This is a genomic window from Cupriavidus sp. 09_S30 (genome assembly GCF_056930435.1).
Genome location: NZ_JBXOWI010000002.1, coordinates 1,925,405 through 1,940,398, shown reverse-complemented (window position 1 = coordinate 1,940,398; position 14,994 = coordinate 1,925,405). Strand labels below are relative to the sequence as shown.

The window sequence follows — 14,994 nt, the reverse complement described above, 5'->3', positions numbered from 1 at the left end:
GAGGCGAGTGGCCGCACCATCCCCAGGCTAGCGCGGGTGCGCCATTGCTTTGCTTGAGTTACATCTGGGCAAGTAGACGATTCGCCTGCATTAGCAGGCGTCATCCGTCATCCATCTATGGCTGGCACAGCCAGAAGCGCTCGCTGAGCGCATGTACCGGCCGGGGTTTTCCATACGGCCTATCAGGTGCACCTTCTTGCCGTCGATATGGCATCGCTCGATGTTCGTGACGGCCCTCTCTGCAATTTACAGAACGAAAGGCTACACCGGAAAAAGCCTGATCAATCCGGTGAACGTCCCCTTACAGGTATTCCAAGGAGCCAAAGTGCGGCTTGCCTTTTGGTTCATCAAGAAACCTTCACAAGGACTGAAGAACTTCGCGCTTTTTTCTGATCGCAACCGAACCTAGACTCTCCTTCGTCGAGGCCGACGAGCCATTAACACACGAGGAGATCCGTCCAATGACCACCACTTTCCGTCCGCGCGCGTGGACCGCCGACGAAGCCAGGAATGACGCTTCCTGGATCCTGCGGCTGTCGCCCGACGAGGCCGAAGGCATTCACGATGCGCTGCTCCAGGCGATTGCTGCGAACAAGCCGCTCACAGCCATGACACCACAGGACTTCCCACTGCCCGAAGTCTCCCGCGCCGCACTTGAGCGGGCGATCGATATCACGCAGGGCCGTTGGGGCATGTGCCTGGTCAAAGGTCTGCCTACCGATCGCTGGACTGAGGCCGAGGCCCGCCTGGCTTATTGGGGTATGGGCATGGTCATGGGCACGGCCCGCACCCAGAACCGTGCTAGCCAGTTCATTGCGGACGTGCGCAACGAGGGTGGCGCGTACAAGACGAAGAACAGCCGCGGCTACAATACCAACGCCTCCCTGGACTTTCACTGTGACTCTTGTGACGTCGTAGCATTGCTGTGCCGGCGCACGGCGCGCAGCGGTGGCGAGAGCAAAGTGGTGAGTTCGATCGCACTGCGTGACGAAATCGCCCGCCGCCGACCGGACCTGATCCCGGTACTGCAGGGGCCGTGGTACCACAGCTACCAAGGCGCGCAAGGCCCGGGGAAACCGCCGTTCTACATGTGCCCGATCCTTGGCGACGATCCGGAGTTCTTCGCGATGCGGGCCAATCGCAAGAACGTCAATGCAGCGCAGCGTGAGTTTCCGGAGGTTCCGCGCCTGACGCGGCAGCAGGAGGAGGCACTAGACCTGCTGGACCAACTTATGATGGATCCGCATCTGTGTTTCTCGATGTGGTTGGAGCGGGGCGACATGCAGTTGCTCAATAGCTACGTCACGCTGCATTCGCGCACCGATTTCGAGGATTACGAAGATCCTGACCTGAAGCGGCACTTGTACCGTCTGTGGCTGTCCGTGCCTTCCTCACAGCCGCTGCCCCCCCAATGGGAAGCTTACTTCGGCGACACGCGCGCGGGGGCGGTGCGAGGCGGGCTGCGCGGCGACCATCTAACGCAGGACTTCATCGACTTCGAGACGCGACAGGCCGCCTTCCTGGGCATGCCGCTGAAGCTTCGGACCATTGGGGGCAAGGCGTCCACTCTCGCCGCCTGAGGGTGGGAGTGCGGTCAGCGGCCAGTGCTTCCTGCCGCGTCACCTGATGCTGCCATCACCGCGTCGCGCAGCGCTTGGAGCTTGCGGGTATCCGCGTCTTCGGGCCGCGCAACGAGCGCGAGTTGAATGCGCGGCGCATTGCGCCCCAAACGCACGATGCGCACTGGCAGGGGCTGGATCGGGGACGTGTCCGGCTCCGGCACGATGGAGACGCCCAGTCCCGCGCTGACCATGGCCAGCACGGCCTGCACCGATTGCAGTTCGACCGTCGGCCGCAGGCCCGATGCGTGCTCGCGGACCCAATGCGCGGCCAGGCGACCGGTACTTGTCTCCTGGTCGAAGCGGATCCATTCATAGTGTTTGAGCAAGGCTGCCGCATGCGCTTCAGTTGACTGAGGGGGAGCCACAAGCACCAGTTCCTTGCGCATCACGGGGTGCCAGAATAGCCGCTGGGACCCCCCTTTGGCCGGTTGCACCACGATCGCCGCATCCAGATCGCCCCCTTTCACCGAGTCCAGCAGTTCCGTAGTGCGGCCGCGCACCGGCCGCACCTGTAGCGCCGGGTGATGCGAGCGCAGCCAAACCATCGCAGCAGGCAGCAGCGTTGCCTGCATCGTCTCGATGACACCCAAGCGCACCTGTCCTTCCACCCGGCCACCCGTGCGAAGACGCAGCGCTTCCAGACGGACCATCGGCTCGCGCATCACTGCAGCGATCTCCAACGCGATCGGTCGTGGCCGCACGGTGAGACCTGCCCGATCAAACAGGGGCTGCCCGAAGTGGCGTTCCACCTGCTTCATCTGCATGCTGACTGCACTAGGCGTCACATGCATCTCGCGAGCAGCGCCGGCCATGCTGCCAGTCCGAAGTACGGCTTCCAGAGTCTCGAAGAACGACAGCTTCATCAGTTTTTCTTCACTATCACTTGCACAAATGTAGCTTTATGCAAAAGGCGCAAGATCTAGAATCTACCATCAAACACGCCCGCGGGCGCTGCATTCAGCGACCGTAGCGACAAACAGGAGACGCCCCCATGAACAAGCCCATCCGCAGGGCCATGACCTTTGGCCTTGCCGGGATCGTGGCCGGATTCGCCGCCACGCCCATTGCATTCGCCGCCGAGGACACCGCAAGCTATCCTTCGCGCCCTATCACCATCCTTCTCGGCTATCCGCCAGGAGGCCCCACTGACCTCATCACTCGCGTAGTCGCGGAGAAGCTGACACAGGAATGGGGAAAGCCGGTCATCGTGGAGAACAAGCCGGGAGCGGGATCCAATATTGCCACTGAGCAGGTTGTGCGCGCGGCACCGGATGGCTACACCTTGCTGGTGGAAACCATTGCCAATGCGACGAATATGTCCGTGTATAACAACTTGCGCTATGACACACGCAAGGATCTCGCGCCCATCGTGCAGTTCATGGCTTCGCCTAGCATTCTCGTGGTCGGCCCGAAGGTACACGCGAACAACCTGAAGGAACTGCTCGCGCTGGCAAAGGCTGAGCCAGGCAAGCTCAACTATGCTTCAACCGGCGTGGGAGGCTCACCGCACCTCGCGGGCGAGATGCTCAAGATGCGCGCCGGTGTCGATATCGTTCACGTTCCGTATAAGGGCGCGGTGCCAGCGCTGCAGGACCTGTTGGCAGGACACGTGGCCATGGGATTCATGACCACCCTTGGGGTGCAGCAATACCTGCAACCCGGTAAGCTGCAAGCCATCGCGGTAGCGAGCCCGAAACGCATTCCTGAGTTGCCGAATGTACCCACCATGGCGGAGGCCGGACTGCCGAACTTCAATGTGCTTTCGTGGAATGGCCTGGCGGCACCGGCGAAGACGCCGCGCCCCATCATCGACAAGCTCAATGCAGAAGTGAACCGGATTCTCGCTATGCCCGACGTCCACAAACAGCTTCAGTCGATTGGCGGCGATCCAGTTGGTGGCTCGCCCGCGCAGTTCTCGAAGTTCGTGGACGCCGAGATCATGCAGTGGGGTGCTGTTGTCAAATCCGCCAAAGTTACACTCGACTAATGCTCCAGAATTTGCCACAACGCTGCGCCCTGATCACGACGGGCGGCACGATCGTGTCTCGCATTGATGCCGCTACCGGGCTCGCAATGCCAGTACTGGGCGGCCAAGACCTTCTAGAAATGCTGGGCGCAGAAGCCGGCGACGTGGAAGTGCATGACTTCTGCCGCGTCGCCTCGCCGCAGTTGGGGCCAGAGCATTGGGTGGGGCTGCAACCGCTCGCCCAGGCGCTGCTTGAGCGCGAGGATATCGCGGGCGTGGTCGTATCACACGGCACATCGACTCTGGAGGAAACCGCCTGGTTCCTGGACCTCACCCTGCGCACCAACAAGCCAGTGGTCGTCACCGGGGCACAGCGCAACGCCTCCGCGCGCGACTTCGATGGCCCTCGCAACTTGCTCACCGCGCTGAAGATCTGCCGCGCCCCGGCGGCGCGCGGACATGGGGTGCTGGTGGCACTGAACGAGCACATCAATGCAGCGCGCGAGGCCGCCAAATCGCATACGGTAGACGTCGAGACCTTCCAGTCGGGCGAATGGGGCTACCTGGGCGCTGTCGTCAACGACCGCATCACCTTTCACCGCTCGCCGCTGCGGCGCCTGCACTTGCCCCTGCGCGGCGCAGAGCTGCCGCGGGTCGATATCGTCCCGATGTACGCCGGTGCAGACGGCGCCTTGGTACGCGCCGCCGTTGCCGCCGGAGCGCGCGGCCTGGTGATCGAAGCCGTGGCCTCGGGCCATGTCAACGCTGCAATGCACGAAGCCATCCTGGAGCTGCTGGAGCAGGGCATACCGATCGTTGTGTCAACCCGCATTCCCCGCGGCGGCACGCGAGCCGGCTATGGTTTTCCTGGTTCTTCGCAGTCCATGGTGGAACGAGGCGCGGTGCTCAGCGGCGACCTTTCGCCCTGGAAGGCGCGCATCGTCCTCATGCTGGCGCTGCAGCACGATCTGGTGGGGCCGGACGCGCTGGCGCACCTGTTCGAGACTTGAGTCAACGGCACGCCGGCGTGGTGCCATCCAGTGCTGAATGGCCTTGGCCGAGGACGAAGCCAGTCTACAAGCGCAGTAGCAGTTGGCCAGCGCCAGCGGGCTTTCAGCCAGATAGCCCGCTTCGGTTAGCCCGGCGAACAGCGCATTCAGGACGACCATCGGCTGCCAGCGGTCTGGCATAGAGGATCATGCCAGGCCGCTGGCTCAGCGCTTTACAGCGCGCTCCAGTCGGACAAGCGCTTGCCCTCGCGGGCCAGCCTGGCGAGCAGCGGCGATACGTTCCAATAGCCGTAGGCGTTGCCGCGTTCGCCCGCGTAGTGTGCCAGCCGCTCGGCAATTCGCGCGATGCCGTGCTCGTCCGCCAGCCACACCGGGCCGCCGCGATAGTCGGGGAAGCCGTAGCCGGCAGTCCACACCATGTCGATGTCGCCGGCACGGTAGGCGATGCCCTCGTCCATGATCTGCGCGGCCTCATTGACCATCGGGTAAAACAACCGCTCAACGATCTCGATGTCGCTGATTTCGTTGCGACGGGCGAGGCCGTGCTTGCGCGCCAACTCCGTGCAGATCTCGGTAACGTGGTAATCGGGCTGCGCCTCGCTGCCCTTGTAGCGGTAGAAGCCGGCGCCGGCCTTCTGGCCGTGGCGGCCCAGCTCGTAGAGCTTGCGCACCACCGCGCGGTAGCTCGCATCGGGCGGCAAGCCGCCGGCCTTGCCGTACTGGATCACCCTGCGCGCGTCGACGTCGACGCCGGCCAGGTCGAGCATGCGACATGGCCCTATGGCCATGCCTTCCTTCTCCATCACCGCGTCAATCCGAGCCGGCGTAGCGCCCTCCATCAGCAGGAACTCGGCCTCGCGCAGGTACACCTCGGCCATGCGCTTACCGATGAAGCCATGGCAAAGACCGGTCGCCACCGGCACGATGCCAATGCGCCGCGCCAACTGCATCATCGTGGCCAGCACCGCCGGCGCGGTGGCATGGCCCCGCACCACTTCCAGCAACCGCATCACGTTGAGGGGGCTGAAGAAATGCAGTCCGACCGTGTCGGCCGGACGGCCACTGGCATCTGCAAGCGTGTTCACGTCCAGCGTGGAGGTGGCGGTGGCAAGGATGGCGCCAGGCTTGCACAGCGCGCCCAGCTGCTGCCACAGCTGCGACTTGATGGCCATGTCCTCGATCACGGCCTCTACCACGAGGTCGCAGCCAGCCACGTCGCTCAGGGCCACGGTGCCCTGGATCCGCTCCGTGCGCGCGTTGTACTGATCCAGCCTGATCTCGCCACGCGCCAGTGCTCCCTTATCGTTGTCGCGCACGCCGGCCAGCCCGCGCTCCAGCGCGTCCGCATCCCGCTCCACCAGCACCACCGGCAGACCCGCATTGGCGAGAAGGATGGCAATGCTGCTGCCAATGGTACCGGCGCCGATCACGGCCACTCGCTCCACCGGCTTGAGCGGTAACCCTCTGGGCAGCCCCGGGATCTTGGCGGCCTGGCGTTCGGCGAAGAACAGGTGACGCATGGCGCGCGACTCCGGGGACTTCACGCAGGCTCGCAGCAGGTCCGCCTCGATGAGCTCACCCTGCGCGAACGGCAGCGTGGCGGCTGCCTCCACAGCGGTCAGAATGGCTGCGCGGGCGGGATAACGGGCGGCGCCCGCGGCTTCCTTGCGGCGCGCTTGCTCAAAGAAATCGGGCGGCAGGCCGGAAGTGGCGGCGCTGCGTTCGCTCAAGCGCTGCGGCAAGGCGCCGCACGCAAGCAGCCTTTCCAGGTAGTGCAGACCGGCGCGCAATGCGCCTTGCTCGCCTTGCTGTTCTTCGTCGGCAATAGCGTCGATGATGCCGGCCGCCAGCGCCTCTGGTGCATCGACCATGCGACCGCTGAGCATCATCTCCAGCGCAGGCGCGGCGCCGACGGCGCGCGGCAAGCGCTGCGAGCCGAGCGAACCCGGCAGCAGCCCAAGTTTGACCTCCGGCAACCCAACCCGCGTGTCCGGCAGCGCCACGCGGTAATGGCAGGCCAGCGCCAGTTCCAGCCCACCGCCCAGCGGCGTACCGTGCAACGCGGCCACGACCAGACGCGGACTCGCCTCCAACCGCCCAAGGATGCGGTTGTAGGGACCGGCATCAAAATCCGGTGCCTCGAAGTTGGCGATGTCGCCGCCGGCCACGAAGGTTCGGCCCGCGCCATAGACCAGCAGCGCGCGCAGGCTGCCGTCCGCCTCGAAGGCATCGACCTGCCGCGCCAGCGCCGCCACGGTCTGCTTGGACAGCGCGTTGACGGGCGGATTGTTGATGCGCAGCAGGCCGATGGCGCCCCGGCGCTCCAGGGTTACGGGCTGCTCGCTGGTGGAGTCGTGCATGGAGCTTCCTTCGGGTTATTTGTCAGCATCAAGGGGAATTGGGCCGCTTCATCTGGCAGGTGGTCGGCAGCATTGCGCCATAGGTGTCGAACTTGCGGTTGGTTTGCCAGCCGTAGCCGGTGCCCTCCTGGTCATAGCGCACGTCGCGGCCATTCACCTTGACCCAGGTGGCGATATACAGCGGCTGCTGCAATTGGTGGTCGCTCTTGCGCATTTCCACGTCGCCGTTCAGGCTCTTGAACTTCATACCCTCCATGGCGAAGGCCACCTTGACCGGGTTGGTGCTGCCGGCCTGCTTGATGCCGTGCGACAGCAGCGCCAAGCCCGCATAGGTGGCGCCGGAGTAGTAGTCGTCGTTGTACTTCTTGCGGAAGGCCTCAACGATTTCCTTGCCGGCGAAGGTCTCGTTATTGGGATGCCAGTAGGGCACGCTTTTGACGCGGTCCGCGCCCGCCGCACCCATCGCCGCCGGCACGCCGCTGCTGTTGCCGAACAGCGTATACAGATTCGCCTTCAGCCCACCTTCGCGCGCGGCCTTGACAAAGAGGGCCAGGTCGCTGCCAGCGTCACCGGTGATCACGGCATCGGCGCCGGACGCGACGATCTTGGTCACGTAGGGTGCGAAGTCTTTCACCTGCCCGAACGGGTGCAGCACCTCGCCGACGATCTGCAGGTCGGGGCGCTTGTCCGTCAGGTCAGCGCGTGCGGCGCGCGTGACCTGATGGCCGAAAGCGTAGTCGGGATTGATCAGGTAGACCTTCTTCACCGCCTTGTCGGCAATGATGAAGTTGGTCAGCGCGTTGATCTTCATGTCCGCGTGCGCATCCAGGCGGAAATGCCAGAAGCTGCATTTGGCATTGGTCATGTCGGGATCGCCGGCCGAGGTGTTCAGGTAGACGATCTCCTTGCCGGGGTTGCGCGCATTGTGCTTGTCGATGGCGTCGAGCAGCGCCAGCCCGGCGCCCGAGCCGAAGCCCTGGGCTACGTAGCGGTAGCCGCGGTCGATCACCGTCTTGAGCACGGTGAGCGTTTCCTGGGGGCTGCCCTTGTTGTCGAAGCCGGTGACCTCGAACACGTTGTCTCCGGCCCAGTGCTCGCGGTTGGCAATGTCGGCCACCATCTGCCAGCTCTTGAGCACGTTCTCGCCGGTGGCGGCGAAGGGGCCGGAGAGGGGATCGATGTAGGCAATGCGCACAGTCTCGGCTTGAGCGGGCGAGAACGCCAGCAGCATCGCCGTGGAGAGCGCGGCAAGCAGCGGCCTGGACAGGCGCGGGGATTCAGCGTGGAACATGGCAGTCCTTCAAATAGGGAAGAAGGGAAGATGAGGGGGCAGGCCGCTGCGCAGGGCGGCTACGACGCAGCCAGGCGCGCCTCCAGTTCATGCCGTTTGACCTTGCCGGTGGTGCTGCGCGGCACATCAGCGGCATCGATGAAGATCACAGACCTGGGCAGCTTGTAGTCGGCGATGCGGCCACGGCAGTGGGCCACTACCTGTTCGCCTGTGAGAGACGCATCCGCCTTGACCACGAAGGCCACCGGCGTCTCGCCCCAGCGCGCATCGGCACGACGCACCACGACTGCGTCAGCGATGCGCTCCCAGGCCAGCAGCACGCGCTCGATTTCAGCCGGGTAGATGTTCTCGCCGCCGGACTTGATCAGGTATTTGCGGCGGTCCACGTAGTCCAGGCTGCCATCTGGGTTGCGAACAAAAACGTCGCCCATGTGGAACCAGCCGTCGCGAAAGTCCTTGGCCGTGGCCTCCGGCGCACCCCAGTAGCCGCTGAACAGGCTGGGGCCGCGCATGGCGAGTTCGCCTGGGCTGCCGTCTGGCACCTCCGCGCCATCGGTATCCACCAGCCGCACCACGCAATGGGAGTTCTGCCACTTGGAAAGCGAACGCGGCAGCTCGCCCACGGGAATCAGGTGGCGGCTGGCCGGCGCGGCACCGGTCTCGGTGGAGCCAAAGGAGTTCAGGAATGGCGCGTTGAAGAGGCGCGTGACCTCGGCGATCTGCGCGGCAGGCACAAGGTCGGCCATGCAGCCGAGCGTGCGCGCGGCCAGCGGACCAACCGTGGCGCGCCGCGCGGCCTCGATGACGCGCTCCACCATGCCGGGAATGAGCGTCAGGTGGCCGATCTTTTCACTGGCGCTCAGGGCCACGATCTGGTCGGCGTCCGGCCCATCCATCACGATCACCTTCCCGCCGCTGGTCAGGAGCCCGTAGACGGAATCGGTGGAGACCATATGACACAGCGGCGCCCAGGCAATGAAGGTGTCGCCAGGCGCCTGCAGTCCATCGGCGCGGCTGATCATCGAACGGGCGATCATCGCGCGATGGCTGATCAGCGCGCCCTTGGGCAAGCCGGTGGTACCGCTGGTGTAGAGGATGATCAGGCCATCCTCGGGCTCGGGATCTTCCGCTTGTCGGGTATCCGGTGCGGCGGCCAGCAGCGGCTCGTACTCCGTTTCCAGTTCGATCACGGTGGGCACATCATGCGCGAGGCGGGCCAGCGTCTGCGCATAGCGCGCGGAGACGAACACCATTCGCGGCGACACCAGGCGGATGCAATGCAGCAGTTCCTCGTCCGCCTGTCGCCAGTTCTGGCAAGCCAGGATTACGCCGAGCAAGGCGGCGGCGAGTTCCAGCTCGATATACTCGAGGCGATTCTCCGCCAGCACGGCCACGCGGTCGCCGCGCTGCACGCCATGCGCGCGGATGCCATTGGCCAGGCGGCGCACGCGCTGGTCAAGCTCGGCATAGCGCAGTTGGTGCTCGCCCTGCTGCAGTGCCACCCGCTCCGGGCTGCGCGCCACCTGCTGGCGCCACAGGGCGGCAACGTTCAAGCCTGCGGCCTGGCTCGTCAGGCGGGCTGCTTCTTCTTGCGTGGTCATGGCGTCTCCTCTGGTCTCCTCTGGACCGGTGCACGCGTGTGTACCCTGGCGTGCGTTGCCGAGTGGAGTGGCAAAGCTGACCCCCGGCGGCGTACCGGCACCTTACAATCCGAAGCAGGCAGTGTCTTGCGCCAATTGGCTGCGCGCTGAGAGTGCGGCAGTTGGGGGGTTGGAAAATGGCCGGGGAATCTGGCACCCTAGGCATCGGGAATGAAATCCGACCATCGGTTCACTGTGCGTAGGTGGCCGAGGAAGGCTCTAAGGTTCCGTCGAGAGTATGGAAAACAAGAATCAGAACCAGCCGATGGCTGCGCATTGGGTGGTGCAGATGAACCACCGCAATCGGACCGCTTCGTGGTGGATCGTTTTCGCGATCTTTGCCTTGCACTTTCGTGCCCGAGGGGATGGCCCGGTGGCATGGGCCTTGATGTCGCTTCAGTTTCTGGTCTATCCCCATGTGGTCTATGTGGTGGCCAAGTACGCGCGTAATCCCTTGGCGGCCGAAATCAATAACCTGCGCCTGGATGCCTGCTGCTTCGGCTTGTGGGCCGCCTGCTTGGGTTTTCCGCTCTGGATTTCCTACCTGCTGCTGGTCTGCGGCTGCATCAATCTGGCGGCGTTTCGTGGGCTTCGCGGCGCACTGGAGGCAGTGGCGCTGTCGGGGCTGGGGGCTGCCGTGTCGGTGGTCCTGTTCGGCCTGCGCTTCGAGCCGGACACGACGATGCCGGTGACAGCCTTGAGCATGGCGTGCCTGACCGGCTATTTGCTGATGTTTGCGCGCGGTGCCTATACCAGGGCGGTCACCCTGAGCGAGACCCGCCACAAGCTGCGCCAAAGCGAACAGGCGCTGCAGCGTCAGCTGGAGGCCGTGCAGGCCCTGCAGGCACAGCTCTCGGAGCAGGCCAACCGGGACCCGCTGACGGGCTTGTATAACCGCCGCTATCTGAACGACGCCTTGCAGCGCGAATTCGACGGTGGCAGCCAGGCCGGCAAGCCGGTCGCGGTGTTATTGATCGATATCGACCATTTCAAACAGATCAATGACCGCTACGGTCACTCGGCCGGCGATCAGGTGCTTCAGGACGTGGCCAGGCTGCTGCAGCAAGGTGTGCGCCCCAACGACGTCGTCTGCCGCTATGGCGGTGAGGAATTCCTGATACTGCTGCCTGAGCTGGACCCCGATGCCGCGCAGAATCGCGCGGAGTGGTACCGGGCGCAGGTTTCGATGCCCGGCGCCCTCAATGCGGCAGTCCAGGAGCCGGTGACCTTGTCGGTTGGCGTGGCATGTACGGCGGGCATGGCTGTGAGCCCGCAGCGCTTGATCGATCAGGCAGACGAGGCGCTGTACCAGGCGAAGTTGGGTGGCCGCAATCGGTGCGTGCTCTATGCGGGCGACGATACCTTGGCCGCCTGAGTTGGAAGCAGGCCTAAGGATTGGGGTTCACAAGCTGCGTAGCAGGGTTGTCGAGCCTGCCGGCCTGCCCGAGGAAGCCTTGCTGGCGTGGGTGCGCGCCACCGGCTAGAATGTGCCGATTGATGCCTTTCGGACCCCGGGCAGCGCTTCTGCGAACTCACGAACGCCCGATGAGAGACTGATCGACCGGCGCTCGCCGGCCATGCCACGAGAGTCCCCTGCCTATGCTGCCTTCTCGTCTTCCTATCATCCAAGCGCCGATGGTCGGTTCCCTGAGCCCGCTCGCGATCGCGGTCTGCGAGGCCGGGGGCCTCGGCTCGCTGGCCTGTGCCGCGCTGACGCCTGCGCAATTGCGCGAGCAGGTCGCGGCGATCCGTGCGGCGACGTCGGCCCCGTTCAATGTGAACTTCTTCTGCCACACCCCGCCGCAGCCAGACGAGGAGGCGCAGGAGAACTGGCGCCGCTTGCTTGCCCCGTACTACCGGGAGATCGGCCTCGACCTGTCGGCCGCCCAGAGCGGGCCGGGCCGGGCGCCTTTCGACGAAGCCACGTGCGAGGTCATCGAGGAGACCCGGCCGGCCGTCGTCAGCTTCCATTTCGGCCTGCCCGGCGAAGGCCTGCTGGCGCGGGTGCGCGCTACGGGCGCCATGATCCTGTCTTCGGCCACCACGGTCGAGGAAGCGCGGTGGCTGGAGGCGCGCGGGGTCGACGGCATCATTGCGCAGGGCGCGGAAGCAGGCGGCCACCGCAGCATGTTCCTGAGCGAGGATATCCATGCGCAGCCAGGCTTGTTCGCCTTGCTGCCGCAGATCGTCGATGCGGTACGCCTGCCCGTCATCGCCGCCGGTGCCATCGCCGATGGCCGTGGCGTGGCTGCTGCCTTCGCCCTGGGCGCGAGCGCCGTGCAGATCGGAACCGCCTACCTGCTGACACCCCAGGCCGGCCGCTCCGCCATCCACCGCGCCGCGGTGCGCGGTGCACGCGATGACATGACGCGGCTGACCAACCTCTATACGGGGAGGCCTGCCCGCGGACTGCTGACCCGCTTCATGCGGGAACAAGGCCCCATGTGTGCCGCCGCTCCAGAGTTCCCGCTCGCAACCGGCGCCGTCGATCCGCTGCGCGCCGCCTTCGAGAAGGCAGGCAGCGGCGATTTTTCCTTGCTCTGGTCTGGCGAAGCGGCCGCCCTTGCGCGCGAGGCGGATGCGACGCAGCTCACGCAGCAGATCTGGGCCGCCGCGCAGCAATGCGCCGCCGGCCTGGGTGCGGCACTGGACAGCCGTGCAGGCCAGGCGGCGACCGGATCATGCGGCGCATGACTGCCGGGCCGACCCCCTCCACCCGGCCCTCGGGGCGCGGCCGCAAGCGCGCCGGCGCCGCGCTGCCGACACCCGAGCCGCTCGCCAAGCGCCGCGTGCTGGCGGCGCTCGCAAGCCGATTCTTTGTCCGCTGCCACGTCATGCTGATCGCGCTGTGGGCGCTGTCGATCGGCGTGCTGGCCAGCAAGCTGCTATGGATAGCCGGCATGGCATCGCTGCCGCTGCGATACGGGCTGGCGACGGTGGCGGCGTACCTCGGTTTTCTGCTCGCGGTGCGTCTTTGGCTGGCTTACGTGGGATTGTCTGGTTGCCTGGGCGAACGCCGTAGCGCCCAGGAGTCCTCCGATGGGGAGGGCGTTGCCGACGTCGTGGCGGATGTGGCGCAGTGGCTGCCCCTGCCGCGCCGCGGCCCGTCGCCGCAGGTGGCGGGGCAGGGCGGCACCTTCGACGGCGGCGGGGCGTCGGGCAATTTCGATTCGGCCGAGTTGACGAAGCTGGCCGACAGCGACAGCGCCGCCACGGGCATCGGCGACGCGCTGGAGGGAGCAGGTGACGCCGACGACCTCTTCGGTGTGGTGCTGCTGGTCCTGGGCCTGCTGGTGGCCGCCGTGCTGGGTGCCGTCTATGTGCTCGGACAGGGGCCGCTGATGCTGGCCGAAATCGCCTTCGAGGCGCTGCTGGCCGGCGGCATGGTCCGCGTGGCGCGCCGTGCCGATGAGGCCGACTGGCTGCGCGCCGCCTTGCGCGTATCGGCACTGCCCGCGATCTCCGTCGCCGTGCTGGCCATCGGGCTGGGCCTGGCGCTGCAGCACTGGTTCCCCGAGGCCCAAAGCCTCGCGCAGGCGCTGGGTTTGCGCTGAGCTTTCGGGCGCTGTGTCAATCTGGCTGCGTACATTTGACGCGCGGTGTACGTGCCGGGACGTTATCCGGCTAGCTAGGCCGGCTCGCCGAAGCGCAGCAGATGGCCATCGGGATCGCGGACGGTGAATTCGCGCCGCCCCCAGGGCTGCACGGCAAGCGCCTCGACGATCGGCACGTTCTTCTGCCGGTACTCGTCATAGAGCATGTCCAGTCGCGGCGCGACCGAGAGGTAAAGCGCACCGGAAGGCGCACCCGACGCTTGTCCCCGCTGTGTCAGTTGCAGCCGCAGCCCCTGCGTAGACCACTCACCGCGGAACAATCCGGCATGCGAAACCGGGTCGCCAAACACGAATTCCACCGTAAAGCCCAGTTGCTCTCGGTAGAACTGCACGGCGGCGACGACGTCAGCCACCTCCAGGATCGGCTCGACCCCATAGAACTGCGGCCCGCCGTCTTCGGGCACCGCCGCCCGATCGTCCGCCGGTGCATCGCGCCCGAGCCACTGCGCACGCGTGCCGCCATACACCGACGTTTCACGCGATCGTCCCTCGCGCAGATAGATCTGGCGGAAACAGCCGCGTCGCGCGAACCCCAGTGATTCGGCGAGCCGCCGGGATGCCGTGTTGGCCTCATGGATCCACAGCTCGACACGGTCGAGATCCAGTTGCCGAAAGCCGAAATCCAATGCGGCTCGCGCCGCCTCCGCCGCGTATCCCCGCGACCGATGCGCGGGATGGATCGCATAACCGAAGCCCGGAACGGTGCCGAACCCGAGATAACCCAGGAACCCGATCGTCTCCTGCTTAGTCTCGTGCTTTGCGGCAGTCCGCACGGCCCACCAGCAGGCGCGCGGCGGACGCAGCATGGCCTCGATGGCCGACCGCGTCTCTTCCACCGTCCTGTGCGGGAGCGTGTGCCAATACGGCATCGCGTCGGGATCGTGGAACAGGTCGAACAAGGCTGGCGCATCGTCCGGACACAAGGCATGCAACTGCAGCCTGTCGGTTTGCAGGGGCGCCGCCAGCGTCTTCATTCAGCTGCGCTCCGTGATCGTCCAGACAATCTGCTCGGTCGCGTGGGGTCGGCGGCCGGTAATGTCCGCGCGGATCGCCGTCGCCGCCCCGAGATCGGCGGCCTTGAACACCAGCGGTATCTTTACGCGCTGCACCCAGGGCGCCGCGGCTGCGGCAGTCCGTTTCCAGCTCAGGTACACAAAGCGCGCCGCCGGCGTGCCGTGAACGAAGGGGCCGGCGAAATCGAGTTGGCCGGCGCCCTTGTCGCGAGCCTGGATCACGCATTGGAATTCGAAGGAACCGTCGCGCTTGCGCGTGCCTTCACGGACGTCCTGGTTCTTGTCCTGGATGCCGACGGTCGCCGGCTCCTCGATCTGCGGCAGCGACTTGCATAGCAGGGTCACCTGGACGTCGCGGGGAAAATCGCTCATCTGCATATCCTTGTGTCGTCCACCGGTCGCGCGGCTTGCTCTTGGTTCGTAGACGGTGAAACCGGGTAGCAAGCCGTCGACGAGGTGGGCGGGGCGGCCTTGCCCC

The 14,994-nt window shown here is 65.6% G+C and carries 13 protein-coding genes; 7 read left to right on the top strand and 6 right to left on the bottom strand.

The window, feature by feature from the left end; translation table 11 throughout:
- Window positions 1-220: 220 nt before the first annotated feature.
- Window positions 221-409, top strand: a complete 189-nt coding sequence (locus AC1Z3O_RS28895; protein WP_483519814.1) for a hypothetical protein — start codon at window positions 221-223, stop codon at window positions 407-409.
- Window positions 410-461: 52 nt separating this feature from the next.
- On the top strand, window positions 462-1,580 hold the full coding sequence (locus AC1Z3O_RS28890) for a TauD/TfdA family dioxygenase (protein WP_483519813.1): 1,119 nt from the start codon (window positions 462-464) through the stop codon (window positions 1,578-1,580).
- A 14-nt stretch (window positions 1,581-1,594) separates the two neighbouring features.
- Here AC1Z3O_RS28890 and AC1Z3O_RS28885 read toward each other — a convergent pair whose 3' ends face one another.
- Window positions 1,595-2,485, bottom strand: coding sequence for a LysR family transcriptional regulator (locus AC1Z3O_RS28885; RefSeq protein WP_483519811.1), 891 nt, complete (start codon window positions 2,483-2,485; stop codon window positions 1,595-1,597).
- A 128-nt stretch (window positions 2,486-2,613) separates the two neighbouring features.
- On the opposite strand from AC1Z3O_RS28885, the gene AC1Z3O_RS28880 reads away from it, so the two are divergent.
- Both AC1Z3O_RS28880 and AC1Z3O_RS28875 read left to right on the top strand, forming a co-directional pair.
- Complete coding sequence (locus AC1Z3O_RS28880) at window positions 2,614-3,609, top strand: tripartite tricarboxylate transporter substrate binding protein (RefSeq protein ID WP_483519809.1); 996 nt, start codon at window positions 2,614-2,616, stop codon at window positions 3,607-3,609.
- Complete coding sequence (locus tag AC1Z3O_RS28875) at window positions 3,609-4,598, top strand: asparaginase (protein ID WP_483519807.1); 990 nt, start codon at window positions 3,609-3,611, stop codon at window positions 4,596-4,598. Before AC1Z3O_RS28880 ends, AC1Z3O_RS28875 begins: the two co-directional genes overlap by 1 nt.
- 212 nt (window positions 4,599-4,810) lie before the next feature.
- On the opposite strand, the gene AC1Z3O_RS28870 is transcribed toward AC1Z3O_RS28875, so the two are convergent.
- From AC1Z3O_RS28870 to AC1Z3O_RS28860, 3 genes are read right to left on the bottom strand one after another with little or no spacing between them, the layout of a single operon-like run.
- Window positions 4,811-6,958: a 3-hydroxyacyl-CoA dehydrogenase NAD-binding domain-containing protein gene (locus tag AC1Z3O_RS28870; RefSeq protein ID WP_483519806.1), complete on the bottom strand. Its 2,148-nt coding sequence runs from the start codon at window positions 6,956-6,958 to the stop codon at window positions 4,811-4,813.
- A 28-nt stretch (window positions 6,959-6,986) separates the two neighbouring features.
- The gene (locus AC1Z3O_RS28865) at window positions 6,987-8,249 is read right to left on the bottom strand and encodes a branched-chain amino acid ABC transporter substrate-binding protein (RefSeq protein WP_483519804.1); all 1,263 of its coding nucleotides are present in this window, start codon (window positions 8,247-8,249) and stop codon (window positions 6,987-6,989) included.
- A gap of 59 nt (window positions 8,250-8,308) precedes the next feature.
- Entirely contained in the window at window positions 8,309-9,850 is a 1,542-nt protein-coding gene (locus AC1Z3O_RS28860) for a class I adenylate-forming enzyme family protein (protein ID WP_483519802.1), read from the bottom strand.
- A gap of 277 nt (window positions 9,851-10,127) precedes the next feature.
- Between AC1Z3O_RS28860 and AC1Z3O_RS28855 the strand changes: the two genes are divergently transcribed.
- The 3 genes from AC1Z3O_RS28855 to AC1Z3O_RS28845 all read left to right on the top strand — a co-directional run bounded on the left by AC1Z3O_RS28855 (window position 10,128) and on the right by AC1Z3O_RS28845 (window position 13,443).
- On the top strand, window positions 10,128-11,264 hold the full coding sequence (locus AC1Z3O_RS28855; protein WP_483519800.1) for a sensor domain-containing diguanylate cyclase: 1,137 nt from the start codon (window positions 10,128-10,130) through the stop codon (window positions 11,262-11,264).
- 224 nt (window positions 11,265-11,488) lie between these two features.
- On the top strand, window positions 11,489-12,583 hold the full coding sequence (locus tag AC1Z3O_RS28850) for an NAD(P)H-dependent flavin oxidoreductase (protein WP_483519799.1): 1,095 nt from the start codon (window positions 11,489-11,491) through the stop codon (window positions 12,581-12,583).
- Window positions 12,571-13,443: a hypothetical protein gene (locus tag AC1Z3O_RS28845; RefSeq protein WP_483519797.1), complete on the top strand. Its 873-nt coding sequence runs from the start codon at window positions 12,571-12,573 to the stop codon at window positions 13,441-13,443. The genes AC1Z3O_RS28850 and AC1Z3O_RS28845 overlap by 13 nt, the downstream gene beginning before the upstream one ends.
- Before the next feature lie 74 nt (window positions 13,444-13,517).
- Here AC1Z3O_RS28845 and AC1Z3O_RS28840 read toward each other — a convergent pair whose 3' ends face one another.
- Together AC1Z3O_RS28840 and AC1Z3O_RS28835 are read right to left on the bottom strand one after the other, a co-directional pair.
- Window positions 13,518-14,477, bottom strand: coding sequence for a GNAT family N-acetyltransferase (locus AC1Z3O_RS28840; RefSeq protein ID WP_483519795.1), 960 nt, complete (start codon window positions 14,475-14,477; stop codon window positions 13,518-13,520).
- On the bottom strand, window positions 14,478-14,894 hold the full coding sequence (locus AC1Z3O_RS28835; protein WP_483519793.1) for a DUF5990 family protein: 417 nt from the start codon (window positions 14,892-14,894) through the stop codon (window positions 14,478-14,480).
- Window positions 14,895-14,994: the final 100 nt, after the last annotated feature.

Bases quoted from the DNA above. Each gene is read 5' to 3' on its own strand.
- AC1Z3O_RS28895 (WP_483519814.1), top strand. From the start codon at position 221: ATGTTCGTGACGGCCCTCTCTGCAATTTACAGAACGAAAGGCTACACC.
- AC1Z3O_RS28890 (WP_483519813.1), top strand. From the start codon at position 462: ATGACCACCACTTTCCGTCCGCGCGCGTGGACCGCCGACGAAGCCAGG.
- AC1Z3O_RS28885 (WP_483519811.1), bottom strand. From the start codon at position 2,485: ATGAAGCTGTCGTTCTTCGAGACTCTGGAAGCCGTACTTCGGACTGGC.
- AC1Z3O_RS28880 (WP_483519809.1), top strand. From the start codon at position 2,614: ATGAACAAGCCCATCCGCAGGGCCATGACCTTTGGCCTTGCCGGGATC.
- AC1Z3O_RS28875 (WP_483519807.1), top strand. From the start codon at position 3,609: ATGCTCCAGAATTTGCCACAACGCTGCGCCCTGATCACGACGGGCGGC.
- AC1Z3O_RS28870 (WP_483519806.1), bottom strand. From the start codon at position 6,958: ATGCACGACTCCACCAGCGAGCAGCCCGTAACCCTGGAGCGCCGGGGC.
- AC1Z3O_RS28865 (WP_483519804.1), bottom strand. From the start codon at position 8,249: ATGTTCCACGCTGAATCCCCGCGCCTGTCCAGGCCGCTGCTTGCCGCG.
- AC1Z3O_RS28860 (WP_483519802.1), bottom strand. From the start codon at position 9,850: ATGACCACGCAAGAAGAAGCAGCCCGCCTGACGAGCCAGGCCGCAGGC.
- AC1Z3O_RS28855 (WP_483519800.1), top strand. From the start codon at position 10,128: ATGGAAAACAAGAATCAGAACCAGCCGATGGCTGCGCATTGGGTGGTG.
- AC1Z3O_RS28850 (WP_483519799.1), top strand. From the start codon at position 11,489: ATGCTGCCTTCTCGTCTTCCTATCATCCAAGCGCCGATGGTCGGTTCC.
- AC1Z3O_RS28845 (WP_483519797.1), top strand. From the start codon at position 12,571: ATGCGGCGCATGACTGCCGGGCCGACCCCCTCCACCCGGCCCTCGGGG.
- AC1Z3O_RS28840 (WP_483519795.1), bottom strand. From the start codon at position 14,477: ATGAAGACGCTGGCGGCGCCCCTGCAAACCGACAGGCTGCAGTTGCAT.
- AC1Z3O_RS28835 (WP_483519793.1), bottom strand. From the start codon at position 14,894: ATGCAGATGAGCGATTTTCCCCGCGACGTCCAGGTGACCCTGCTATGC.